Origin of the sequence: Pseudomonas sp. HN8-3, from assembly GCF_020790195.1 — a bacterium.
Lineage (GTDB): Bacteria > Pseudomonadota > Gammaproteobacteria > Pseudomonadales > Pseudomonadaceae > Aquipseudomonas > Aquipseudomonas synxantha_A.
Genome location: NZ_CP086206.1, coordinates 4,759,495 through 4,784,443, shown reverse-complemented (window position 1 = coordinate 4,784,443; position 24,949 = coordinate 4,759,495). Strand labels below are relative to the sequence as shown.

General features: G+C 61.1%; 22 protein-coding genes. 9 read left to right on the top strand and 13 right to left on the bottom strand.

Annotation, left to right across the window (positions count from 1 at the left end; all coding sequences use genetic code 11):
* Window positions 1–4: 4 nt before the first annotated feature.
* The 4 genes from edd to LJX92_RS21220 all read left to right on the top strand — a co-directional run bounded on the left by edd (window position 5) and on the right by LJX92_RS21220 (window position 5,114).
* On the top strand, window positions 5–1,831 hold the full coding sequence (edd, locus tag LJX92_RS21235) for a phosphogluconate dehydratase (RefSeq protein ID WP_032879666.1): 1,827 nt from the start codon (window positions 5–7) through the stop codon (window positions 1,829–1,831).
* Complete coding sequence (locus tag LJX92_RS21230; protein WP_078822212.1) at window positions 1,828–2,784, top strand: glucokinase; 957 nt, start codon at window positions 1,828–1,830, stop codon at window positions 2,782–2,784. Before edd ends, LJX92_RS21230 begins: the two co-directional genes overlap by 4 nt.
* A gap of 136 nt (window positions 2,785–2,920) precedes the next feature.
* Window positions 2,921–3,655, top strand: coding sequence for a response regulator (locus LJX92_RS21225; RefSeq protein WP_005790997.1), 735 nt, complete (start codon window positions 2,921–2,923; stop codon window positions 3,653–3,655).
* Window positions 3,656–3,686: 31 nt separating this feature from the next.
* The gene (locus LJX92_RS21220; protein WP_201772885.1) at window positions 3,687–5,114 is read left to right on the top strand and encodes an ATP-binding protein; all 1,428 of its coding nucleotides are present in this window, start codon (window positions 3,687–3,689) and stop codon (window positions 5,112–5,114) included.
* A gap of 21 nt (window positions 5,115–5,135) precedes the next feature.
* On the opposite strand, the gene LJX92_RS21215 is transcribed toward LJX92_RS21220, so the two are convergent.
* Window positions 5,136–6,065, bottom strand: coding sequence for an AraC family transcriptional regulator (locus LJX92_RS21215; protein WP_032879669.1), 930 nt, complete (start codon window positions 6,063–6,065; stop codon window positions 5,136–5,138).
* A gap of 328 nt (window positions 6,066–6,393) precedes the next feature.
* On the opposite strand from LJX92_RS21215, the gene LJX92_RS21210 reads away from it, so the two are divergent.
* Both LJX92_RS21210 and LJX92_RS21205 read left to right on the top strand, forming a co-directional pair.
* Window positions 6,394–6,735: an antibiotic biosynthesis monooxygenase family protein gene (locus LJX92_RS21210; RefSeq protein ID WP_032879670.1), complete on the top strand. Its 342-nt coding sequence runs from the start codon at window positions 6,394–6,396 to the stop codon at window positions 6,733–6,735.
* Window positions 6,736–6,780: 45 nt separating this feature from the next.
* Complete coding sequence (locus LJX92_RS21205) at window positions 6,781–7,029, top strand: hypothetical protein (RefSeq protein ID WP_078822210.1); 249 nt, start codon at window positions 6,781–6,783, stop codon at window positions 7,027–7,029.
* A gap of 124 nt (window positions 7,030–7,153) precedes the next feature.
* Here the strand turns inward: LJX92_RS21205 and LJX92_RS21200 are convergent, their stop codons facing one another.
* The 5 genes from LJX92_RS21200 to LJX92_RS21180 form a co-directional block, all read right to left on the bottom strand.
* On the bottom strand, window positions 7,154–7,786 hold the full coding sequence (locus LJX92_RS21200; RefSeq protein WP_228308917.1) for a flavin reductase family protein: 633 nt from the start codon (window positions 7,784–7,786) through the stop codon (window positions 7,154–7,156).
* Window positions 7,787–7,860: 74 nt separating this feature from the next.
* On the bottom strand, window positions 7,861–9,180 hold the full coding sequence (locus LJX92_RS21195) for an MFS transporter (RefSeq protein ID WP_005790985.1): 1,320 nt from the start codon (window positions 9,178–9,180) through the stop codon (window positions 7,861–7,863).
* A 206-nt stretch (window positions 9,181–9,386) separates the two neighbouring features.
* On the bottom strand, window positions 9,387–10,712 hold the full coding sequence (locus tag LJX92_RS21190) for a sigma-54-dependent transcriptional regulator (protein WP_032879673.1): 1,326 nt from the start codon (window positions 10,710–10,712) through the stop codon (window positions 9,387–9,389).
* On the bottom strand, window positions 10,706–12,472 hold the full coding sequence (locus tag LJX92_RS21185) for an ATP-binding protein (RefSeq protein WP_148852639.1): 1,767 nt from the start codon (window positions 12,470–12,472) through the stop codon (window positions 10,706–10,708). The genes LJX92_RS21190 and LJX92_RS21185 overlap by 7 nt, the downstream gene beginning before the upstream one ends.
* Window positions 12,473–12,725: 253 nt before the next feature.
* Window positions 12,726–14,249 (bottom strand): fumarate hydratase, encoded by a 1,524-nt coding sequence (locus LJX92_RS21180; RefSeq protein ID WP_032879675.1) that lies wholly within the window; start codon window positions 14,247–14,249, stop codon window positions 12,726–12,728.
* A gap of 217 nt (window positions 14,250–14,466) precedes the next feature.
* On the opposite strand from LJX92_RS21180, the gene LJX92_RS21175 reads away from it, so the two are divergent.
* Window positions 14,467–15,399 (top strand): iron-sulfur-binding ferredoxin reductase, encoded by a 933-nt coding sequence (locus LJX92_RS21175; protein WP_078822206.1) that lies wholly within the window; start codon window positions 14,467–14,469, stop codon window positions 15,397–15,399.
* A gap of 160 nt (window positions 15,400–15,559) precedes the next feature.
* Here the strand turns inward: LJX92_RS21175 and pyk are convergent, their stop codons facing one another.
* Window positions 15,560–17,011 (bottom strand): pyruvate kinase, encoded by a 1,452-nt coding sequence (gene pyk / locus LJX92_RS21170; protein WP_005790976.1) that lies wholly within the window; start codon window positions 17,009–17,011, stop codon window positions 15,560–15,562.
* 176 nt (window positions 17,012–17,187) lie between these two features.
* On the opposite strand from pyk, the gene LJX92_RS21165 reads away from it, so the two are divergent.
* On the top strand, window positions 17,188–17,562 hold the full coding sequence (locus LJX92_RS21165; RefSeq protein WP_005790974.1) for a tetratricopeptide repeat protein: 375 nt from the start codon (window positions 17,188–17,190) through the stop codon (window positions 17,560–17,562).
* 223 nt (window positions 17,563–17,785) lie between these two features.
* Window positions 17,786–18,145, top strand: coding sequence for a PilZ domain-containing protein (locus tag LJX92_RS21160; RefSeq protein ID WP_032881230.1), 360 nt, complete (start codon window positions 17,786–17,788; stop codon window positions 18,143–18,145).
* A 9-nt stretch (window positions 18,146–18,154) separates the two neighbouring features.
* Here LJX92_RS21160 and LJX92_RS21155 read toward each other — a convergent pair whose 3' ends face one another.
* From LJX92_RS21155 to LJX92_RS21130, 6 genes are read right to left on the bottom strand one after another with little or no spacing between them, the layout of a single operon-like run.
* A complete protein-coding gene (locus LJX92_RS21155; protein ID WP_228308916.1) occupies window positions 18,155–19,486 on the bottom strand; it encodes a DUF58 domain-containing protein in 1,332 nt (443 codons plus the stop codon).
* A gap of 7 nt (window positions 19,487–19,493) precedes the next feature.
* Window positions 19,494–20,489 carry an AAA family ATPase gene (locus LJX92_RS21150; protein WP_050549392.1) on the bottom strand — a complete coding sequence of 332 codons (996 nt, stop codon included), beginning with the start codon at window positions 20,487–20,489 and terminating at the stop codon, window positions 19,494–19,496.
* Complete coding sequence (locus LJX92_RS21145; protein WP_228308915.1) at window positions 20,486–21,640, bottom strand: DUF4350 domain-containing protein; 1,155 nt, start codon at window positions 21,638–21,640, stop codon at window positions 20,486–20,488. The genes LJX92_RS21150 and LJX92_RS21145 overlap by 4 nt, the downstream gene beginning before the upstream one ends.
* Window positions 21,637–23,166: a DUF4129 domain-containing protein gene (locus LJX92_RS21140; RefSeq protein ID WP_032879680.1), complete on the bottom strand. Its 1,530-nt coding sequence runs from the start codon at window positions 23,164–23,166 to the stop codon at window positions 21,637–21,639. The genes LJX92_RS21145 and LJX92_RS21140 overlap by 4 nt, the downstream gene beginning before the upstream one ends.
* Window positions 23,153–24,133, bottom strand: coding sequence for a stage II sporulation protein M (locus LJX92_RS21135; protein ID WP_148852635.1), 981 nt, complete (start codon window positions 24,131–24,133; stop codon window positions 23,153–23,155). Before LJX92_RS21135 ends, LJX92_RS21140 begins: the two co-directional genes overlap by 14 nt.
* A complete protein-coding gene (locus LJX92_RS21130) occupies window positions 24,130–24,822 on the bottom strand; it encodes an RDD family protein (RefSeq protein WP_032879683.1) in 693 nt (230 codons plus the stop codon). Before LJX92_RS21130 ends, LJX92_RS21135 begins: the two co-directional genes overlap by 4 nt.
* Window positions 24,823–24,949 lie beyond the last annotated feature (127 nt).

Here is a 24,949-nt window from a genome sequence, read left to right as displayed (position 1 = left end):
ATACATGCATCCCCGCGTTCTTGAGGTCACCGAACGGCTTATCGCCCGCAGCCGCGCCACCCGCGAGGCTTACCTTGCGCTCATCCGCGGCGCAGCCAGCGACGGTCCGATGCGTGGCAAGCTGCAATGCGCCAACTTCGCCCACGGCGTGGCCGGTTGCGGCACCGAAGACAAAAACAGCCTGCGCATGATGAATGCCGCCAACGTGGCAATTGTTTCTTCTTATAACGACATGCTCTCGGCGCATCAGCCCTACGAACATTTTCCTGAACAAATAAAGAAAGCCCTGCGTGAAGTGGGCTCGGTCGGCCAGTTCGCCGGCGGCACCCCCGCCATGTGCGACGGTGTGACCCAGGGCGAGCCGGGCATGGAACTGAGCCTGCTCAGCCGTGAAGTCATCGCCATGTCCACGGCGGTAGCGCTGTCCCACAACATGTTCGACGCCGCGCTGATGCTGGGGATCTGCGACAAGATCGTCCCGGGCCTGATGATGGGCGCGCTGCGCTACGGCCATCTGCCGATGATCTTCGTGCCCGGCGGCCCGATGCCGTCGGGTATCTCCAACAAGCAGAAAGCCGATGTGCGCCAGCGCTACGCCGAAGGCAAGGCCAGCCGCGAAGAGCTGCTGGAATCGGAGATGAAGTCCTACCACAGCCCCGGCACCTGTACCTTCTACGGCACCGCCAACACCAACCAGTTGTTGATGGAAGTGATGGGCCTGCATTTGCCGGGCGCGTCATTCGTCAATCCGTACACGCCACTGCGTGACGCGTTGACCCGCGAAGCGGCGCACCAGGTCACGCGCTTGACCAAGGCCAATGGCAACTTCACGCCGATCGGCGAGATCGTCGACGAGAAATCCATCGTCAACTCCATCGTTGCGCTAAACGCTACCGGCGGTTCCACCAACCATACGCTGCACATGCCGGCCATCGCCATGTCGGCGGGCATCATCCTGACTTGGCAAGACATGGCCGACCTCTCCGAGGTGGTGCCGACCCTGTCCCACGTGTACCCAAACGGCAAGGCCGACATCAACCACTTCCAGGCGGCGGGTGGCATGTCGTTCCTGATCCGCGAACTGCTCGAAGCCGGCCTGCTCCACGAAGACGTCAACACCGTGGCCGGCAAGGGCTTGAGCCGCTATATCCAGGAGCCGTTCCTGGTGGACGGCGAGCTGGTCTGGCGCGATGGCCCGATCGAGAGCCTCGACGAAACCATCCTGCGCCCCGTGGCCCGTGCGTTCTCGCCGGAAGGCGGCTTGCGCGTGATGGAAGGCAACCTTGGCCGTGGCGTGATGAAAGTTTCGGCTGTCGCGCCCGAGCATCAGGTGGTTGAAGCGCCGGCGGTGGTGTTCCAGGACCAGCAAGACCTGGCCGACGCCTTCAAGGCGGGCCAGCTGGAAAAAGACTTCGTTGCGGTGATGCGCTTTCAGGGGCCACGTTCCAACGGTATGCCGGAATTGCACAAGATGACCCCGTTTCTCGGCGTGTTGCAGGACCGTGGTTTCAAAGTGGCGTTGGTAACAGATGGGCGAATGTCCGGCGCCTCGGGTAAGATCCCTGCCGCGATCCACGTCAACCCCGAAGCCCAGAGCGGCGGGCCGCTGGCGCGGGTGCAGGATGGCGATATCATCCGCGTCGATGGCGTCACCGGCACCCTGGAGCTTAAAGTGGACGCCGAAGTATTTGCAGCGCGCGCGCCTGCCACGGGCCTGTTGGGCAATAACGTGGGAGCAGGTCGCGAGCTGTTTGCATTCATGCGCTTGGCCGCAAGCTCCGCAGAGCAGGGCGCCAGCGCCTTTACCTCTGCCTTGGAGACGCTTAAGTGAAGCTTGCGCTGGTCGGTGATATCGGGGGTACCAACGCCCGTTTTGCGTTATGGCGAGATCAGGAGCTGCATTCGATCCGCGTGCATGCCACAGCGGATCACCAAAGCCCTGAAGAAGCGATCAAGGTCTATCTCGCAGAGGAAGGCCTGGAAATCGGGGACATCGGTGCGGTGTGCCTGTCGGTGGCCGGGCCGGTGAGTGGCGAGGAGTTCAAGTTCACCAACAATCACTGGCGCCTGAGCAAGACGGCGTTTTGCCAAGCCCTGCAAGTGGATGAACTGCTGCTGGTCAATGATTTCTCGGCCATGGCCCTGGGCATGACGCGTCTTAAGCCCGACGAGTTCCGCGTGGTCTGCGAAGGCACGCCGGAGCCTTTGCGCCCAGCGGTGGTGATCGGCCCGGGCACTGGCCTGGGCGTTGGCACCTTGCTGGACCTTGGCGCCGGGCGTTTCGCGGCATTGCCGGGGGAGGGCGGGCACGTCGACCTGCCCCTGAGCAGCCCGCGGGAAACCCAGCTGTGGCAGCATATTTACACGGAGATCGGCCATGTCAGCGCCGAGACCGTATTGAGCGGCGGCGGGTTGCCGCGTCTGTATCGCGCTATTTGTGCGGTGGACGGGCACGAGCCGGTGCTGGATACGCCCGAAGCCATCACCGCAGCGGGCCTGGCCGGCGACGCGGTAGCCATGGAAGTGCTGGACCAGTTCAGCATCTGGCTGGGGCGGGTCGCGGGCAATAACGTCTTGACCACCGGTGGGCGCGGTGGCGTGTACATCGTGGGTGGGGTGATACCCAGGTTTGCCGACTTCTTTATCGCCAGCGGTTTCGCCAAAAGTTTTGCGGATAAAGGCTGCATGAGCGACTACTTCAAAGGTATTCCGGTGTGGTTGGTGACAGCGCCGTATTCGGGGCTGACCGGGGCTGGCGTGGCGCTTGAGCAGGCTTTTGCATAGGCTGTGATGGCCTCTTAGCGAGCAAGCCCGCTTCCACATTTGACCGCGTTCCAACTCTGGAATGCAGGCAAATGTGGGAGGGGGCTTGCCCCTGATGAGGCCCTACAGAACACCCCATAACAACAAGGAGGCCCCCGTGAGCGTAATCAGTAAATCCATTCTCCTCGTCGACGACGATCAGGAGATCCGCGAATTGCTGCAAACCTACCTCAGTCGCGCCGGCTTCCAGGTCCGTGGCGTGGCCGATGGTGCGGGGTTCCGCCAGGCGATGAACGAGGCGCCGTGCGACCTGGTCATCCTCGATGTGATGTTGCCGGATGAAGACGGGTTCAGTCTGTGCCGCTGGATCCGCCAGCACCCGCGCCAGGCGCAGGTACCGATCATCATGCTCACCGCCAGTTCCGACGAAGCCGACCGTGTGATCGGCCTGGAACTGGGCGCTGACGACTATATCGGCAAACCGTTCAGCCCTCGCGAGTTGCAGGCGCGGATCAAGGCACTGCTGCGCCGTTGCCAATTCGGCCAGGAGCGCAGCACTGGCGGTGATGTGCTGGTCTTCGATGAATGGCGCCTGGACATGATCAGCCACCGCTTGTTTCACGTTGATGGCGAAGAGGTCATCCTTTCCGGCGCGGACTTTGCCTTGCTCAAGTTGTTTCTTGATCACCCGCAACAGATCCTCGACCGCGACACTATCGGCAACGCTACCCGTGGCCGTGACCTGATGCCGCTTGACCGTATCGTCGATATGGCCGTCAGCCGTCTGCGCCAACGCCTGCGCGATACCGAAAAACCCCCGAGGCTGATCCGCACCGTGCGCGGCAGCGGTTATCAACTGGCAGCCAGCGTGGTTGCCGGCAATGCCCACTGAACCTTTGACCGAGCGCCGCCGCCGCTTTCCGGTGCCACGCTCGCTGCTGGGGCGCATGTTGCTGCTGACCTTGCTCGCCGTGCTGTTCGCCCAGGCGCTGTCCAGCGTGATCTGGGTGTCGCAATTGCGCGCCACCCAGCTTGAGGGCCTGGTGACCAGCGCCCGCAGCCTGGCGCACTCGATGACCGCCAGCGTGAGTTATTTCCGTTCGCTGCCGGTGGCCTATCGACCTTTGGTCCTTGATCAGTTGCGCAGCATGGGCGGTACCCGCTTTGTAGTGACCCTCAATGATCGCCCGCTGGATATGGCGATCCTGCCGCAGACGCCACGCAAGCAAGCGGTGCTGGAGGCGGTCGATGAGGTGCTACGCCAAACCCTGGGCGCCGATGTACATATCTCGGTGGAGTTCGTCAGCGCCGAAGACCTGCGCATCTTCAATGCCGGCCTCAAGCTCGACGAACTGCCACGCTCCTGGGCCCATTACGCGTTAACCCTGGAGCCGGTTAACCCACCGGTATTGGTCACCCAGATTCAACTGGCTCCCGGCGAATGGCTGTACATCGCCTCGCTGTTGCCAGAGCCGTACACCAGCCTTGAAGAACAGGGCCTGCCGTCCCAGCAGGTGTGGTTTATCGTGCTGACCAGTGGTTTTTTGCTGCTGTTTATCGGTTTGCTGGTGCATTGGCAAAGCCGGCCGCTCAAGCGCCTGGCGCGGGCGGCGCGGGATATGTCGCTGGGCGCCGATGTAGAACCGGTGGCCGAAGGCGGCGGCAGTGAAGTGGTGGAGGTGGGCCGCGCATTCAACGCAATGCGCGAACGCATCAGCCGTTACCTGACCGAACGCAGCCAGTTGTTCAGCGCAATTTCCCACGACTTGCGCACCCCGATTACCCGCCTGCGGTTGCGTGTGGAATTGCTCGAAGACGAGAACCTGCAAACCAAATTCGGCCGCGACCTGGATGAGCTGGAACTGCTGGTCAAAGGCGCGCTGCAATGCGTGAAAGACACCGACATCCACGAAAACATCCAGCCGGTTGACCTCAATCATGTACTCGAATGCCTGGTGGAACCGTACCTGGCGCCCAACGGCAACGGGCGGGTAACCCTTGAAGGCGCGGCCCTGGCGGCCTACCCGGGCAAGCCGCTGGCGCTCAAGCGTTGCATCGGTAACCTGATCGACAACGCCTTGAAGTACGGGCAGAACGCGCATCTGCATATCGAGGACGATGGTGTGCAGTTCGTCCTGCATGTGGATGACGAAGGCCCCGGTGTGCCGGAGCAGCGTCTGGAGCAGGTGTTCGAACCGCACTTTCGCCTGGCCGGCCAGCAGCAGGGGTATGGCCTGGGGCTGGGGATCGCGCGCAACATTGCCCATAGCCATGGGGGTGAAGTGAGTTTGCAGAACCTGCGCGAAGGCGGCCTGCGCGTCACCCTGCAACTACCAAGAACCTTGGACTAACAAACACCTGAGCTGCGTACATCAGATGCTTTGGCGCAACCGGGCCAGGTCGCGCAGCGGTGGCGCTCCAAACAACCGACTGTATTCCCGGCTGAATTGCGACGGGCTTTCATACCCCACCCGATACCCCGCGGCCGAGGCTTCCAGTCCTTCGGCAATCATCAAGCGCCGGGCTTCCTGCAAGCGCAGCTGCTTCTGGTACTGCAGCGGGCTCATGGCTGTAATCGCCTTGAAGCGATGGTGCAAGGTCGAGACGCTCAGGTTCACTTCCTTGGCCAGGTCGTCGATGCGCAACGGTTGTTCGTAGTTGCCGTTCAACCACTTGATCGCCTGGCTGACGCGATGGCTCTGGCTGTTGGCCACGGCAATTTCATACAGGCGATAACCCTGTGGGCCCCGCAGCAAGCGATAGAGAATTTCACGGTTGATCAACGGCGCGAGCATGGCGATGTCTTTGGGCGTGTCCAGCAGGCGGGCCAGGCGCAGCACGGCGTCGAGCAACGGGGTGTCGATGCGGTCCACATACATGCCGCGAGAGGTGGGACGCGACGGCACCCCCATAGGCCCGGCTTCGGCAATCAGCGCGGTGAGCTGGGCCGGATCGATATTGATGCGGACCGACAGGTTGGGGTCTTGCGGGGTGGCATCGATGATTCTGCCGGCTACCGGCATGGCGACCGAGAACACCAGATAATTGAGCGGGTCGTAGGCAAAGATTTCGTCGGCCAGGCGCACTTCCTTGCTGCCGCTGGCGAGGATGCACAGCGCAGGTTCCACCAGCACCGGCATGAAATCCCGTGGCGTGTTGTGGCGGTTCAGATACAGCGAGGTGATCGCCGTGCCGTAGGAGCCATCTTCCCAGGTGTGGCGGTGCACGATACTGGCCAGCTCGGCGCGTTGTTTCTCCATCTCGGCATCGACGGGGATGGGCTTTGGTTCGGGCGACGACATGGGGCGTCCTCTACACGCTGCTTTGATGGGCTCAGCTTAGCGGCAGCTTTTCAAAAAGTGTTACGTCGATTCTGCAGGATCCTTGCCTGATCCTGCGATAGGTAGTGAATCAGGCAAGCAGGCCGCCTGTCATCTCCCTGAAACACTGGGCCGGTGCATGGAATAAATCCCGGGGGCCAAATGTCCTCTCTATGTTTCTCGCAGGATTGTGCAATAAGCCTGCAGGAATCGACTAACCGCATCCACAGCCGGGCCGCTATCTTTGATCCTGTGGCAACACACCCTCACCGTGCTTGCCGAGCATCACTTCTCAACGGGAGAGTCGAACATGTCCACCCCCATTCCCGCGAGCCACATGGCCTTTATCCGCGCCCGTAGCGGGTGCAGCACCGAACTCGGTGCACGCTTGAGCAGTTTGATCGAACCGGGCCGCCAAGCCCCAGGTTGCCTGCAATTTTCGTTGCAGCATTCCCAGGTCGATCCTGATATATGGCTGGTATCAGGTTTTTGGAGCAGCGAGGAGGCCATGAGTGCCTACTTCAGCTCACCGACCTTGATGATTTTTACGGAGTTGCTCAACGACATGGTCGTGCGCAGCATGGACTTCCAGACCTTCACCGATGCATCTGCCGTCAACGCCTACGGCGAGTACCTGCAACTGGCCGGTTGAACCGGTTTACAATGGCCGACTTTTCCATTGGCCAGGACCTGCAACATGGCACGTAAACAATTTGCCCACCACGAAGCCGTTTCCGCCTTGATGCGTGAAGAAGAGGGTGGCTATAGCGCTGCCATCGCCGTCAAGGCACTGGATGGCATGGGCGCCCCCAAGTTCCACAAGATCCTTGACGGGCAGAAGTTCAAGACGGCTTCGGATGCCGATGATGCGGCCACTGTGCAGCTAGAGGACCTGGTCGACGTGGACGCGGAAGGTCAACTGACTTGGGCAACGGCTTCCAACTAACGAACGCTGCCGATCAAATGTGGGAGGGGGCTTGCTCCCTATAGCGGTGTATCAGCCAGCAAATTTTTAGCTGATACATAGCCATCGGGAGCAAGCCCCCTCCCACAATTTGACTGTATGTCAGTCAGGGTTTTGTGGCGCCTGGGCGGTACATCTTGAACAGCGCTTGCGGCCCCAACTGGAAGTAATCCGCCGGGCCGCCGCCGCGCAAAATCGGCTCGGCGGCAGCAGTGTCGTAGATCCCATCCTTTAGTAACCACTCGGCGATGTGCACCGCAACCACTTCGCCCAGTACCAGCCAACTCGGCACCAGCTCCTTGTCGGCGCGTTGCAGTTGGATGATCTGCGTCACTTTGCATTCAAACGACACCGGGCTCTCGCCGACGCGGGGTACAGCGACGACTTTCGAAGCCACCGGCGTCAGGCCGGACAACTCGAATTCATTCACATCCGGTGAGACCGCCGCGCAACTCTGGTTCATCTGCTCGGCCAACGGGCGAGTGGCCAGGTTCCACACAAACTCGCCGGTCTGCTCAATGTTATTCAAGCTGTCTTTGCGCCCCACGCTGGAAAACCCAATGATCGGTGGGATGTAGTTGAATGCATTGAAGAAGCTGTAAGGCGCCAGGTTCAGGCGGCCTTCGCTGTCGTGCGAGGAGATCCAGCCAATCGGGCGTGGGCCGACGATGGCATTGAACGGGTCATGGGGCAGGCCGTGGCCGTTGGCGGGTTCGTAGAAGTGAATATCGTCGGACATGACCTGTTCTGCTCTCGATTCTGGGGCCCACATCATATCCAATGTGGGAGGGGGGTTGTCCCCTCCCACATTTTTTAGTCCGTGGTAATCCGCGAGTGCTTGCGGGTGTCTTTCATGGTCACGTAGACCATCAGCGACACTGCGATACACGCGGTCACGTACCAGTAGTAGCCAGTTTCCATACCGATGCTCTTGAACCACAGCGCGATGTATTCAGCGGTACCGCCGAAGATCGACACCGTCAGCGCATACGGCAGGCCCACGCCCAGGGCGCGGATTTCGGTGGGGAACAGTTCGGCTTTCACCACGGCGTTGATCGAGGTATAGCCGCTGACGATGATCAGCGCTGCCATGATCAGGAAGAACGCGCCCCACCAGCTCTGGATGGTGTGCAGGGTGGTGAGGATCGGCACGGTGAACAGGGTACCCAGGACACCGAAGGCAATCAGGATCGGGCGACGACCGACTTTATCCGAAAGCCCGCCGATGATCGGCTGCAGGCACATGAACAGAAACAGCGTGGCTGCCGAAATGGTGGTGGAGTCGGAGATGCTCATGCCGACCGTGTTCACCAGGTATTTCTGCATATAGGTGGTGTAGGTGTAGAACGCCAGGGTGCCGCCCATGGTCAGGCCGACCACGGTCATCAGTTCCTTGGGGTGGCGCATCAAGGTGCGCATTGCGCTTTCCTTGGCCTTTTCCTTCTTGGTGAACGACTCGGTTTCTTCCATGCCACGACGCAGATAGAGCGCGACCACTGCACACAAGGCGCCGATGGCGAACGGGATACGCCAGCCCCATGCGTACAACTGTTCGGTAGTCAGCAGTTGTTGCAGCACGATCAGCACCGCCAGCGCGATGAGTTGGCCGGAGATCAGGGTCACGTATTGGAAGCTGGAGTAGAAACCACGACGTTCCTTGGTCGCCATCTCGCTGAGGTAAGTGGCGGAAGTGCCGTATTCGCCACCGACCGACAGGCCCTGCAGCAAACGGGCAAACACCAGCAGGATCGGCGCACCGATACCGATGAGTTCATAGCCAGGGCTCAGGGCAATCAGCAGCGAGCCGAAGCACATCAGGTAGACCGAGGCCATCAGGGCTTTTTTACGCCCGACCTTGTCGGCATACAGGCCCATCAGCCAACCACCGATAGGGCGCATCAGGAAGCCCACGGCGAAGATCGCGGCGGTGTTGAGCAGTTGGGCGGTGGTGTCGCCTTTGGGGAAGAACGTCTTGGCGAAGTACAGCGAGAAGGCGGCGTAGACGTACCAGTCGTACCACTCGACCATGTTGCCGACCGATCCACTGAAGATCGACTTGATGCGGCTGGAAGTGGTGCGTTCTTTTGCCGGCGCAGACGCCGATCCCAGAGGCAGGGAGTTGGAGTTATCCATTGAAGGATCCTTCATCTAGTTGTTTTTATGGAGCGTGCTTGAGCACTGCCTGGCTTGGGCTATAGCAGAAGCTGTGCCAAGTGGATGAAGGCCCGGAATAGAAGGGTTGCGAGGTTTTTTTGAGCGGAAAGTTGCCGATTATTTTTGCGGGGTGAGCGGAAATCCGCTTATGGCTGCTGGACCCTTCGCGAGCTACATAAGCAGGATCAGAGGAACATTTCCCGCACCAGCCCATGCCGCTGCATCTTTTCATTAAAGGTCCGACGCGGCAGTTGCAGCTCGGCCAGCACCGCTTTGATATCGCCTTTATGCCGGGTCAGCGCGGCTTTCAGGCAATGCGCCTCGAAAGCCTCCTGCTGCGCGGCCAGCGATTGCCCAGGTTCAATACCTTCAGGTTCAGGCTCTCCAAGCCCCAGCACCTGGCGCTCGGCGACGTTGGCCAGTTCACGTACGTTGCCCGGCCAGTCATGGCTGAGCAGGCGACTCAGCTGCGGCCCACTCAATGGCTCAAGATGGCGGCCCAAACGTTCGGCAGCGCTTTGGGCGAAATGCTCATACAACAACGGAATGTCTTCGCGACGCTCGCGCAGGGGCGGCAGGCGCAGTTGTGCGACGTTCAGGCGATAAGCCAGGTCCTCGCGAAAACGCCCGGCGCGTGCTTCTTCGAGCAGGTCCGGCTTGGTAGCGGCGATGATGCGCAGGTCGACATTGATGCTCTGGTTGGAACCCAATCGCTCCAACTTCTGCTCTTGCAACACGCGCAGCAGTTTTACCTGTTGCGCCAGGGGCATGCTTTCAATTTCGTCGAGGAACACGGTGCCGCCATGGGCGTACTCCAGCTTGCCGATACGCTTGCCCTGGGCGCCGGTGAAGGCGCCGCTTTCGTGGCCGAACAGCTCGGCTTCAAATAATTGCTCGGGGATAGCCGCGCAATTGAGCGCCACAAACGGCTTTTTGGCTCGTGGGCCGAAATCATGCAGGCAGCGGGCAACCAGTTCTTTACCGCTGCCGGTCTCGCCACGGATCAACACATTGACCGGCAGTGTCGCCAGGTCCAGCACCTGGCGACGCAGGGTTTGCAGGCCCTTGGACACCCCCAACAAGCTGGATTCCAGTTGTGCACGGTGATCGGCCTGTTGGTGCAGGCGACGGTTTTCCAGGATCAGGCCGCGCTTGTCCAGCGCCCGACGCAGGCTGTTGAGCAGGGCATCCGGGCTGAAGGGTTTTTCCAGGAAGTCGTAGGCGCCGTCGCGCATGGCTTCGACGGCCATCGGCACGTCACCATGGCCGGTGAGCAAAATCACCGGCAAGTCAGCATCGCGCCGCTGTACCTCGGCCAGCAATTCAAGGCCACTGAGCCCGGGCATACGCACATCGCTCAAGATCACCCCGGGGAAGTCCTTCGGCAGGTGCGCCAGGCATTCCTCGGCACGGCTGTACAACTGAACGTCAAACCCCGACAGGCTCAGCCACTGCTCGACGGCCGTACGAATGCTGGCTTCGTCATCCACCACAATCACTGCGTTCAACATAGGTCAGGTGTCTCCAGCGCGACGGGCAGGGTCAGGGTAAAGACTGCGCCGTCGCCACGATTGCCGGCGATCAGGCGCCCGCCCAATTCATGCACGATAGCGTAGGACACCGCCAGGCCCAAGCCGAGCCCGTCACCCACCGGTTTGGTGGTGAAGAACGGGTCGAATACGTTGTTCAAATGTTCTTCGGCAATCCCGCCACCGCTGTCGCTGACGCTCAACTGCCACAGCTGCTGATCGGCGTGCAGACGGATTTCCAGGCGTTTGCGCGGCTTGTCGGCCATGGCATCCAGGGCGTTGCGCAGCAGGTTGATCAGCACCTGTTCCAAGCGAATCGCATCGCCGCGTACCCAAGCCGGGCGGGCCAGGTCCAGCACCACGCCGATGGCCTCATCGCGTAGGCGCGCGTCAAGCAGGTGCAGGGACTGGTCGACCACGGTGGCCAGATCCAGGCGTTCGCGCAGGCCGCTGGGGCTTTTGCGTGCGAAGGTCTTGAGGTGGCCGGTCAGCGCGGCCATGCGCGTCAGCATGTCATCCAACGGCGTGAGCGCCTTGTAGGCGTCGTCCACACGGCCATGGTCGAGCAACAGCCGCAGGGTGGCCAGCTGCATACGTTGTGCGGTCAGCGGTTGATTGATCTCATGGGCAAGGGCGGCGGACATCTGCCCCAGCGCCGCCAGTTTGGCTGATTGAACCAGGCCATCCTGGGCGGTGCGCAGGGCCTGGGTGCGTTCTTCTACCAAGTGTTCGAGTTCTTCGCGGCTGCGTTGGCGAAGACGAGCCAGGCGCCAGCGTTGACTCAGGAACAGCACAAGAAACACCAGCGCCAGCCAGGACCCGGCGGCGGCGAGGCCGGCATTGCGTTGGTCTTCAAACGGGAACTGCGGTTTGCGCAGCAGGTGCAGGGTCCAGCCTTCGGCTTTCAGCGGCAGGGATTCCCAGATGTAGTTGGCGCTGCCGTCCGGGCCGTTGACGCGCATCAGGTGGCTGTTGTCGTCGAAGCGCTGCAGGGTCTGAGTCTCCAATGGTTGCAGCTGCTTCTTGTCGTATTGGCGAGTGGCCTTGAGTTCCGCCAGGTCACTCTCTGATAGCGGCCGCAGGTTGCGATAACGCCAGCCCGGCTGGTTGGCGATAAACACAATGCCGCGTGCATCGCTGACCAGCAGCAAGTCATTGCCCTGAGCCCATTCGCGTTCCAGTTCGGGAAACTCCAGCTTGACCACCATGGCGCCGAGGAACTGCTCGTGTTCATCGACCACCGCGCTGGACAGGAAATACCCCGGAATGCCGGTCGTCACCCCCACCGCGTAAAAGCGCCCGGTGCCTTGGCTCAAGGTCTGGCTGAAATACGGACGGAACGCGTAATTGTGGCCGACATAGCTGCTGGGCAAATTCCAGTTGCTGGCGGCCACCGCCAGGCCGGTGCGGTCCATCAGCTCCAGCGTGGAGGACTGGGCGGCGCCGTTGATGCGTTCGAGCTTGCGATTGAGTACATCCTGGGTGGCGCTATCGAGTGGGCCCTTCAGCGCGCTGATCATTTCCGAATCCAGCGCCAGCACGGCGGGGAGGGCGCGGTAGCGTTCGATCAAGGTATGCAGCGAGTTGGCATACAACGCCAGCTGTTGATTGGCTCGAGCGGCTTCATCCACCAGGGCCTGGCGCTCGGCATGGCGGGTGGCCAAGGCGGCGGCCAGCACTGCGCCGGCGATGATCAGCAACGAGTAAAACGTCAGACGCAGAGGGCGAGGGATCACGATCATACGATGATGAGCAGGCACAGTGAGGGGCGAGCACCATAGCATGAGCTGTCTGGATCTTGTGGCGAACGAGCTTGTGTGGGAGCTGGCTTGCCTGCGATGCAGACACCTCGGTGCTTCAGTCACACCGAATTGATGTCATCGCAGGCAAGCCAGCTCCCACATTTGACAGAGTTCGCCATGGCAATCGCTTCAGGTATAAAAAAGGCGACTGGGCCATGGGCCGCAGTCGCCTTTATGCTTGTGGAGAAAGCGCTTACTGCACTTCCACCGCCAGGCTCTCACTGATCTTTTTCTGCCAGATGGCAGGACCGGTGATGTGTACCGATTCGCCGTTGCTATCGACTGCAACGGTGACCGGCATGTCTTTCACGTCGAACTCGTAGATGGCTTCCATGCCCAGCTCGGCGAACGCCACCACGCGGGACTTCTTGATCGCTTGGGCCACCAGGTAGGCGGCGCCGCCCACGGCCATCAGGTACACGGCCTTGTGGTCCTTGATCGCTTCGATAGCGGTAGGGCCGCGCTCGGACTTGCCGATCATGCCCAACAGGCCGGTCTGCTCGAGGATCTGACGGGTGAACTTGTCCATCCGCGTCGCGGTGGTCGGGCCCGCTGGGCCAACCACTTCCTCGCGCACCGGATCAACCGGGCCGACGTAGTAGATAAAGCGGCCCTTGAGGTCCACCGGCAGGGTTTCGCCCTTGTTCAGCATCTCGACCATGCGCTTGTGCGCCGCGTCGCGACCGGTGAGCATCTTGCCGTTGAGCAATACGGTTTCGCCCGGCTTCCAGCTCTGCACTTCTTCCGGGGTCAGGGTATCGAGGTTGACGCGGCGGGCCGATGGGCCGGCTTCCCAGACGATTTCCGGGTAGGCGTCCAGCGATGGCGCTTCCAGCGACGCCGGGCCCGAACCGTCGAGCACGAAGTGCGCGTGACGGGTGGCGGCGCAGTTGGGGATCATGCACACCGGCAGGGACGCGGCGTGAGTCGGGTAGTCCATGATCTTCACGTCGAGCACGGTGGTCAGGCCACCCAGGCCCTGGGCGCCGATGCCCAGTTGGTTGACCTTCTCGAACAGCTCCAGGCGCATCTCTTCGATACGGTTCTGCGGGCCGCGCTTTTTCAGCTCGTGGATGTCGATGGATTCCATCAACACTTCCTTGGCCATTACCGCGGCTTTCTCGGCAGTGCCGCCGATGCCGATGCCGAGCATACCTGGTGGGCACCAGCCGGCACCCATGGTCGGAACGGTCTTGAGCACCCAGTCGACGATCGAGTCGGACGGGTTGAGCATAGCCATTTTCGACTTGTTTTCGGAGCCGCCGCCCTTGGCCGCCACGTCCACTTCCACGGTGTTACCCGGGACGATGGAGTAGTGGATCACCGCAGGGGTGTTGTCCTTGGTGTTCTTGCGCGCGCCTGCCGGGTCGGCGAGGATCGAGGCACGCAGAACGTTTTCCGGCAGGTTGTAGGCGCGACGCACGCCTTCGTTGATCATGTCGTCCAGGCCCATGGTGGCGCCGTCCCAGCGCACATCCATGCCTACGCGCACGAACACGGTGACGATACCGGTGTCCTGGCAGATCGGGCGATGGCCGGTGGCACACATGCGCGAGTTGATCAGGATCTGGGCGATGGAGTCACGGGCCGCCGGCGATTCTTCGCGCAGGTAGGCTTCGTGCATGGCCTGGATGAAATCAACGGGGTGGTAGTAGGAAATGAATTGCAGGGCGTCGGCAACGCTCTGAATCAGGTCGTCTTGCTTGATCACGGTCATGAGTCGCGCTCCTCTATAAGGGAACATTCAATAAAGGTGGGTTCAGTGCTGCATCGGTCGGCTGAGCCCACCTTTCCAAGGCACGCCAAAGTGGTGCAGGCGCGACGCTAAAAAGGCGCGGCAGTATAACCCGGCACGGTGGCCGATACACCCGACTATGGTCAAACTGTCGCAGGCATGATTCCCTGTGCGCGCTCCTTATGCTTGAGACCCTGATATGCCTGAACTGTACGTCGGCGAACGCCACTGGCCGGTCACCACCGGCAGCAACCTGCTGGATGCCTTGAATCAGGCAGGTGTGGCCGTGCCCTACAGTTGCCGGGCCGGCAGTTGCCATGCGTGCCTGGTGCGTTGCCAGGGCGAAGTCGACGACCAGCAGCCTGACGCGCTGAGCTCGGCGCAACGCCAGGACGGGTGGCGCCTGGCGTGTCAGTGCCGGATCAGCGCTGATCTGAGGGTCGAGGCGTTTGATCCGTTGCGTGATGGCCTGCCTGCGCGGGTGGAGGGTGCCGATTGGCTGAGTCCGACGGTGCTGCGCCTGCGCCTTCAACCCGAGCGTGGCCTGCGGTACCGCGCCGGGCAGCATCTGGTGTTGTGGGCAGGGCAGGTGGCACGCCCCTATTCCCTGGCGAGCGTGCCCCAGCAGGACCCGTACCTGGAGTTTCATATCGATTGCCGTCAACCCGGGGAATTCAGCGATGCTGCTCGCCACTTCAAGGTCGGTGAGCCGTTACGCTTGGGCGAGTTGCGCGGCGGGGCGTTGCACTACGACCCTGACTGGCAAGCCCGGCCCTTGTGGCTGCTGGCCTCCGGCACTGGGCTGGGTCCGTTGTGGGGGGTATTGCGCGAAGCGCTGCGCCAGGATCACCAGGGTGCCATCCGCGTCATTCACCTGGCCCATGATGCCCAGGCTCACTACCTGGCCGAACCCCTGGCGGCGCTGACCGCGCAGCATCAGAACCTTGTGGTGGAGTTATGGACTGCAGATGAGTTGGCCCAGGCATTGGGGCAACTGCGGCTTGCTTCGCGACAAACCCTGGCCTTGGTCTGCGGGCATCCTGCCAGTGTCGAAGCCTTTTCCAAGCGCTTGTTTCTGGCGGGGCTGCCGCGTAATCAACTGTTGGCCGATGTGTTCCTGCCCCGTGGTTGAGTGCTGACTGTCGAGTACAGGCTTTGCGGGTGTACGCGATTAACTGTGAGAGGGGGCTTGCTCCCGATGAGGCCCGACGGTTTAACACCTGAGCCGGTATTTGAAATGCAAAAAGCCCCGCCATTCTCATGGCGGGGCTTTTAATTTTTCAGCCTGTCACTCAGACCTGTGGGTCGCCCACATGCAGGATCTTCATGCCATTGGTGCCACCGGTGGTGTGGTAGCTGTCGCCCTTGGTCAGGATGACCCAGTCGCCTTTCTCCACGACGCCGCGCTTGACCAATTCGTCGATAGCCTTCTGGCTGACTTCGTTCGGTGCCAGCGACGCCGGGTCGAACGGGATGGTGTATACGCCACGGAACATGGCTGCGCGGGCCTGGGCTTCGCGGTGCGGGGTGAACGCGTAGATTGGCACCGAGGAGCGAATGCGCGACATGATCAACGGCGTGTAGCCACTTTCGGTCAAGGCGATGATCGCTTTAACGCCCGGGAAGTGGTTGGCGGTGTACATGGCTGCCAGGGCGATGCTCTGGTCGCAGCTTTCGAAGACCTTGCCAATGCGGTGGCTGGAGGTCTTGCTGGTCGGGTGCTTTTCGGCGCCGACGCAGATGCGTGCCATGGCCTGGACGGCTTCCAGCGGGTACGGGCCGGCGGCACTTTCAGCCGAGAGCATCACGGCGTCGGTGTAGTCGAGCACGGCGTTGGCCACGTCGGACACTTCGGCGCGGGTCGGCATCGGGTTCTGGATCATCGACTCCATCATCTGGGTCGCGACGATCACGGCCTTGTTGTGGCGGCGTGCGTGCAGGATGATCTTCTTCTGGATACCGATCAGCTCGGCGTCACCGATTTCCACACCCAGGTCGCCACGGGCAACCATCACGGCGTCGGATGCCTTGATCAGACCGTCGAGGGTTTCGTCGTCGGCCACGGCTTCGGCACGTTCGATCTTCGCTACCAGCCAGGCGGTACCGCCGGCTTCGTCGCGCAGTTTACGGGCGTATTCCATGTCGGCGGCGTCGCGAGGGAAGGACACCGCGAGGTAGTCGACTTCCATTTCGGCGGCGAGCTTGATGTCGGCCTTGTCTTTTTCAGTCAGGGCCGGCGCTGTCAGGCCGCCACCGCGGCGGTTGATGCCTTTATGGTCGGACAGCGGGCCACCGATGATCACGGTGCAGTGCAGCTCGGTCGGGGTCGCAGTGTCGACGCGCATGACCACGCGACCGTCGTCCAGCAGCAGTTCGTCACCGACGCCGCAATCCTTGACCAGGTCGGGGTAGTCGATACCGACAACGTCCTGGGTGCCTTCGGTCAGCGGGTGGCTGGTGGAGAAGGTGAACTTGTCACCGATCTTCAGCTCGATCCGCTTGTTGGCGAATTTGGCGATACGGATTTTCGGGCCTTGCAGGTCACCCAGCAATGCGACGAAGCGGCCATGCTTGGCGGCAAGGTCACGCACCAGCTTGGCGCGAGCCTTGTGCTCGTCCGGGGTGCCGTGGGAGAAGTTCAGACGGGCGACGTCCAAACCAGCCAGAATCAGCTGTTCGAGGACTTCCGGCGAGTTGCTGGCCGGGCCAAGGGTGGCGACGATTTTGGTACGACGGACGGACATGCACAGACTCCTGAGTTCAAGCGCTGGGGAAGGCTACTATGCTCTTTCGTTGTAGTCATTGTTCGTTTGCACTACTTATCGACGATTGCCTTTGTTTTTGCTGCAGTTGGATGGGCAAACAGCCTTGAAGATTTTCGCCCGGGGGTCGATACACTGCACAAGACAGGAGAACCCCCATGCGAATTTTGCTTGTTGCTGCCCTGGCCGTCAGTGTTGTCGGCTGTACCCGCTGGTCGATGGACCACCACTTGAACAACGCCTACCGTGCCTATGGGGTGGGCGACTGCGCACGTGTCACCCTGGAGTTGTCCCAGGTCGATCGCGAAAGCCGTACCCGTCGCTATGTGCAACCGGAGGTTTCGATGTTGCGCGGGCAGTGCCTGGAGCGGCAGAAACTGTTTGTCGATGCCGCACAAACCTATCAGTTCATCATCAGCCAATACCCGTCGAGCGAGTATGCCTACCGCGCTCGCGCCCGGCTCGATACCTTGCAGCAGTTGGGGCATTACCAGGGCGGGAGCGCCGTAAAACCACGGCCCGCGTCGTTGTAATGATATTTGTCATTTCATAGCTGGCCCGTTGCCAGTCTTGGGCTATTCTTTGGAGGTCTGTTTGTATAGGTTTTCATTCGAACGGATGCAAGGCCCGGATTCGGCAGCTGTCTGGTGACAAGCGGTACCTGTTGTCAAACCGGGATCCAGGGAGAGCGAGCGGTTGCTCGTTCCGAATCACTGGCACAGTCAGACTCTTGGCTATTGGATGGCGACTTTCATCATGTTTACTGCGCGACGGATCGAACGGCATCAATTGCCTTACTTTTTGCAGGTGTTCAACCGTATCACCGACAAACCAATAGGTTTTTTGGGCAATGTGTCTGAAAACGGGCTGATGTTGATCAGCCAATTACCCATGATGATCAATGTGGATTTTGAGCTGTGCCTGAAAGTACCAACGGCACAAGGCGAATTTCAGACGATTGATCTCACAGCGACCTGTTTATGGAGTCATGAGGATGTCAATCCTCAGCACTATGACTCCGGGTTCCGGGTGCAGAATGCATCCGAAGAGTACAGGCAATTGATTGATGCCCTGTTGCAGTACTTCAGCTTTGATCCTCAACAGGCCTCCGTCTGAACACAGCAGTTAGAAAACCCCGGCTTTTTTCCATCCCAGGTAGCGCGTCACCAGCGTGGCGCCCATTTCTGAAGGCAACGTGTCCAATACTGAAAGCCCATGAGCGCTCAAGCGATCATGGAGTTGGTTTCGGCTGTTGAGGTAATCGACGGTGCCACTGTAGGCCAGTGCTTCGGGCAATGTTTGCACAGGGGCCTGGCGCAGTTGATCGAGGATTTCCTCTCGCAGGCTGGCTACCAGTACGCGGTGTTGCCTACCGATTCGTTTGACGGCGCTCATCAGCGCTTCATCATCCTCGTCCCGCAGGTTGGTAATGATGATCACCAGTGCCCGGCGTTTTTGGCGTGCCAGCAATTGATGGGCGGCAGCCTCATAGTCGGCGGTGTTTCGGGTGGCCTCCAGATCGTAGACAGCATTGAGCAAAGTGTTCAACTGGCCACTGCCCTTGACCGGCTTCAGGTAGCGCGGTTGGTCGCTGGCAAAGGTGCACAACCCCACGGCGTCGCCCTGTCTCAGGGCGACGTAGCTCAAGAGCAGGCAGGCGTTGAGGGCGTGGTCGAAATGAGATAGCTCGGCATCCTGGCTGCGCATGCGCTGGCCGCAATCGAGCATGAATACGATTTGCTGGTCGCGCTCGTCCTGGTATTCCCGGGCGATCGGTGTGCGTTGACGGGCGGTGGCTTTCCAGTCGATCTGGCGCAGGCTGTCGCCTTCACGAAACTCGCGCAGTTGATGAAATTCCAGGCCTAATCCCCGGCGTTGATGTTGGCGCACGCCCAACTGGCTCAGCCAGTTATCCACACCCAGCAACTGCGCGCCATACAAGCGGGCGAAATCCGGGTAGACCCGGGTGGCGTCGTGGGTTTCGATGCATCGCCGTGCCGACCACAGCCCCAATGGGCTGGGCAGCCAAAGTTCGCAGCGACTGAAGCTGAAATGCCCGCGTCGCAAGGGACGAACGCGATAGCCCAACTCGCCGCGCTCGCCGGGGCGCAATTCAATGGATTGAGGCAGGTTATCCACACTCAGGCCATCGGGCACGTGATCGAATACCTGCACGGTCAGTGGCTGAGGAAAGTCGTGCTCCAGACACAGGCGCACTTCTTCCCAGCGCCCCAGCGCCAGGCTGCCGGGCAGTTTCCTGTGGACGCGCGCCGTGGGGCGACGGTGCAAGCGTACGGCATCCAGCAGCGCCAGCAGCAGCAAAGCCAGCAGCAGGCCCCAGGCCACTGAATACAAGGTTTCAGGTACCTTGAGCTGCAACGCGACCGAAGCGCCCAACAAGGTGTTCAGGCCAAGCAGCACACCCAACCAGATCAGGAGCAGACGGGTCGGTTTCATGGGCGTGTCATTGCCTTGGCGCCGCTACTTGATCCAGCAACTGCTTGAGCACCTGATCCACCTCCAGGCCGTCGATGTCCAGTTCCGGCGCGATGCGTACCCTATGCCGCAGCACTGCCAGGGCACAGCCCTTGATGTCATCGGGTGTCACGAATTCTGCACCACGCAACAGCGCCCGAGCCCGGCCGCCGCGTACCAGGGCGATAGAGGCCCTGGGCCCGGCACCGATGGTCAGTCCTGGCCAACTGCGTGTGGCGCGCGCCAGGCGCACAGCGTAATCGAGCACCTGTTCATCCAGGGGCACGTCACTGGCGATCTGCTGCATCAGCACCACATCCTCGGCCTGCAGCACAGTGCGCAACGGCTGCACATCCAGCATGTCTGCCCTGGATGAGCGCGTCACTTCGCGGACCATGTCCAGTTCTTGTTGGGCGTCGGGGTAGTCCATGCGGACCTTGAGCATGAACCGGTCCAACTCGGCCTCGGGCAACGGGTAGGTGCCTTCCTGCTCGATGGGGTTCTGGGTCGCCAGCACCATGAACGGCTCGCCGATGGGCAATGCCTCGCCCTCAAGGGTGACTTGGCGTTCCTGCATGGCTTCGAGCAACGCTGCCTGGGTCTTGGCCGGGGCGCGATTGATTTCGTCGGCCAGCAACAGGTGGGTAAACAATGGCCCCTTGCGCAGTTTGAACTGTTCGGTCTGCAGGTCGTACACGGCGTGGCCGGTGACATCGCTGGGCATCAGGTCCGGGGTGAACTGGATACGGGCGAAATCACCGCCAAAGCATCGGGCCAGGGCACGTACCAGCAAGGTCTTGCCGAGCCCGGGTACGCCTTCGAGCAGTACATGGCCGCCTGCGATCAAGGCGGTGAGCACATCGTCAATCACCTGATCCTGGCCAATCACTGCCTTGCGCAATTCCACACGCAGGGCCTGGGCTTGCTGGCTGGCACGTTGCAGGTTCTCGGTGGTCAGGGCGGTGGCCATTGGAGAGTCGCTCATTGGTTCCTGAGGGTTTGCAGGCACGCAACCTGTCGGCTGAAGTCGGCGCTGGAGAGCCGTTTCTGCGTCAGTGGTTCGAGTGCCTGGCTGATGATGTGAGGGGGTTGTCGCGTCAGGTGTTCCAGCACCTGCCACTGCTCTGCTGTATCGAGATGCTCAAAGCCTGGATGGCGTCGCCGGGCGGCGCGCAGGATGTCGTGCTGCAAGGCTTGCAGCAAGGTGCCCTGGCCGCTGCGGCGCAGCAGGAAATCGGCGCTGGCCTTCAAATGTTCCTGGAGCTGCCGACGTGCCTTGGGCGCCGGTGCCTGGATCGGGCCCTGGCGCAAGGCGGCCTGCCATAGCGCCAGGGCAACCAGTGCCGCAAGGGCGACGAGGGCCTGTGGGAAATATCGAATCAACAGGGTAAACAGATCGTCCGTTTCACTGTTGAACAGCAAGGTGACGTCAGTCTCCTGGGTCAGGTACCACAGTAACCAGGCGTTATCGTGTTGGCCGATGCTCGGGGTTTTCCACAGGTCGCTATCGGTAATCACAGTGACGCGGCCGTGCCCCAGGTTGAGTTGCATCAGGTGGCTTGAATGGGCGCTGTTGGCGGAAAACTGCGCCAGGTGTTTGGGGTCGATGAGGTTGAAGTCGGTGTCAAAACTGAAATACGCCGGGGCGGTTTCGTTGTCGACATAAAGCCTGGTCAGGTCTGCTGCAGGCTGTTTACGGGCAGGCGCCGATTCGTCGAAGGTTTCGCTCAAAGCCTGGTGGATATCAAGGCGATCAAGCAGCAGGTCGCCGCTCTTGCTGGTCTCCTCGTCCCACAATGCCTCGGCGACCAGCAGCAAGTGCCCGCCGGCGTTTGTCCAGCCCAGCAGTTGCTCGACCTGGCGCGGGGTCATGCTGCTGCGTTCCCCCAGCAGCAACAGGCTATGACCTTTGGCGGGTAGGTCCGCGAGCCGTTCAAGGCCGTTGGCGCGTTCCACCACCAGGCCTTGTTGGTGCAGGAAATGCTCGGCGGCCAGATAAGGATTGGCGAGTGCATCCGGCGATGGGCCGCGATCCACCACTTCGTCATAGGGGATTGCCTTGTGCCAGGCGTACAAGCCACCCATGCCCAGCAGGCACACCAGCAGCAGCGCCACCCACAATAATGGCCGGTTCATTGGCTGGCTCCGTCATTGAACAGGGCGCGCCAATCGCTGCACAGCTTTTGTTGGGTCGAGGAGGGCGGCAGGCGATGACCATAGGCGAGGTTTTGCCAGTGACGCGTCAGTTCATCACTGAACGCCAGCAACTGCGGTTGTTGCAAGTGTCGAACGCGCTCCAGCACCTGGCCTTCGGTGTCGGCGCTTTTGAGCGGCAGGTCGAATTCATGCAGCAGCCGGCTGAGCAGGCCGCGATACAGCAGGCCAAGGGCTTGCCTTGGCTGAGTGGGCCATAGTTGTTCGGCGGCGCTGGCGATGTCTTGCGGCAATGTATCGAGCCCCAGCTCAAGCCCGAACAACTGAGCGGGGGTAGGTGTGGCGGTCGCAGGGCGGGCGCGCCGGCTGCGGCTGACAAAGGTGCGTAGCCACTCACGGTAACGCCACACCACCAGGGCCAGCCCACCAATCACCAGGCTCCACAATAGTATTTCCAGGGTTTTGGCGAGGGGCTTGAAGGTATCGCTGTTGAGGTTGTCGAGTAAGGCCTGGAGCCAACCAGGTAATTTACCGTCGCCACGGGCTGTGCTTTTAACCGGTGTTTTTTCTTCACCAAACCGATAACGGGTGACGGTTTCCGGATTCTTGAAGGGCGGCTTGTCCAGCAGTGCCTTGATGGACTGACTGGCAGCCTGGGTATTGAGTGGCTTATGGCCCGTTGATTCATCGGCCATGGCGGGTGGGCTGAACGGTATGAGCGTCAGCCCGACGACCAGCAACAACAGCGACGCAGCACTGCTCAGGCGCTGACGCAAACGGCGCAATACCAACTCCAGGTCCCAGGCTTCCAGAGCCGTACGACGATTGAGGTACAGGCTGAAACCACAGGCAACGTAGATGGGTTCCCAGAACACCAGGATCAGCGCGTAAAAGGCATTGCCCAGGTGCTCCAGCCACAGCACGTTCGGGCTGGTTGCCAGTGCCAGGCGTTGCCAGTCCCAATCCATTTCCAGCTGCTGCGGGATGAATAAATAGAACAGCGCCATGGCGCCGAACCACAGGCCGATTTCCAGGTGTACGCCGATAATGGTCAGCCAGCGGGCGGCACCAGCGTTACGTTGCAGCAATATCCCCAGGCGCTGTTGCCGCGCCTGACCCTCGAGGCCTTCAAGTTGACCTACCGGCAACGTAAAGCTGCGGCTCATGCTCAGGCGTCGCCAGGTCAGGCTGGCGAACAGTTGGCCCTTGAGCAGTTGCGGCCACTGGCGAACGGCCTGTTTGAGACGGGGGGGCTCGCCAAACAGGGCTTTGGAAAGAATGTACAGCGGCAAGCGGTCAAAGGCCGGCTTGAGCCACCAGAACAGAAACATGGCCAGCGACGGGTAATTCCACAGCAGCACGGTCAGCGAGATAAACACCGGCAGGCTCACCATTGCCCAACTGCCCATCAGCAGCAAACGATGTTCCCTGGCCATCAGTACGCCCAGGTCCATGGCTTCCCAGGAAGTACGCGGGCGAATCACCACGCTGGCGTCAGTCAGGCGCATGGCGAGTCCGTCCGGCGAAGATCAGATAAACGGCCACCAGCAGCCAGAGCGCGGTGCCTACCAGGTATTTGAGCCAGGGCTCGATGTGGGTGGTGGAGGACCAATAGGCTTCGATGAACGCCGCGATCAGCAGAAACACCATGACGCCGCAGAGTATCCGCACACTTTTGTGGGCTGCCAGGCGCAAGGCCTCGCTGCGTGCCAGCCGCCCGGGAGCGATCAGTGACCAACCCAATTGCAAACCCGCGGCACCGGCCAGCGCAATGGCGCTCAATTCGAATGCGCCATGACCGATGACGAATGACCAGAAGGTTTGACCATAGCCAATGTCGGTCAGGTGCCCTGAGACAGCGCCGATGACCAAGCCGTTGAAAATCAGGAAGAACACGCTGCCCAGGCCAAACAACAGGCCGGCGGCAAACGTCTGGAAGGCGATGCCGATGTTGTGCATCACGTAATAGCCAAACATCATCCAGTCCTCGCTGGCTGCACGCTCGGCAGCGCGCCCCAGACGACTGGCGGCGGGGTCGTACATGCCCTGCATCTCGGCCACCTGTTGGGCGCTGACGATGCTGTAGATCAGGTCGGGGAACAGGTAGACCAGCAGTGCAATGCCCACCAGGCTGCCGAAGAACAGCAGACCGGCGATCAGTACGAAGCGCCACTGTTCGCGTACCAGGCATGGGAAATCGGCGAGCAGGAACGCCAGCATCTTGGCCGCCAGTTGGCTGCGATGACGATACAACTGTTGATGGCCGCGCAGCGCCAGTTGCTGCAGCCGGTCTACCAGGTAGCTGCTGTAGCCACGCTGTTGGGCCAGGGCCAGGTGTTGGCACAGGCGTCGATACTGGTGAGGGAAGTCAGCCACTCCGCCAGCCTTGGCTTTGCCTTGCTCCAACTGCTCAAGTTGCTGCGCGAAGGTTTGCCATTGCTGCTGGTGGCGGCTTTCAAAAAGACTCTGCTTCATGTCGGCCCCAATAAGCCACGGGCCACACCGTTGAGTTGCTCCACGGCGCGTGCCGGAGGCACTTGCAGGGGCGTGGCGAGGATCGCCGCCAGTTCATGAACGCGTTCGGCAGACAGCTCGGCCTGGCGCTCGGCAAAACCGAGGATGGCCCGCTGTTCGCTCAACTCCAGTGCAAAGGGCAGCCGCAGCGCGGCGGCTTGAGGGATACGCGGGCGCACCAGCGGTAGTTCGCGGTAGACCACCAGTGTACCGGCGGCCAGATCGCCCAGACGCTTGAAGTGCGGGTGTTGCAGGCAACTGATCGCACCGAGGAAATAACCAAAAGGCAGCATGTCGACAAAGCGCAGCAGGTTGCGGATCAGCGACGCCGACCAGCCAATCGGGGTGCCGTCATCCTGCACCACCCGCAGGCCCATGACCTGCTTGCCCGGCGAGCAGCCCTGGTTGAGCACTTCAAACAGCACCATGTACCACCAGCTCACCAGGAACAGCAGCAGCGACCCCAGCCCGATGCCAATATTGCCCAGCAGCGCCAGGGGCACCAGCAGGATGCCCATGATGATGCCACGCACACCCAGGTCGAATGCAAAAGCCAATGCCCGGGATGGCAGGCCGGCAGGGCGCAAGGGCAGGTCGATCCCCTCCGGGGTCTCGATTTGGTAATGGGTATCCAAAGGAGCTGGCGGCATTGCGATCCCTGGCAGTGCAAAGTGGTTAGGAGACACGGATGCTAGCAGTGTCGACGCTGGAAGCAACCACTCAAGGTTTTGCTGGATATTTATACAGTAAAGGTATCGCTGGCCCCAGGCACCTTGC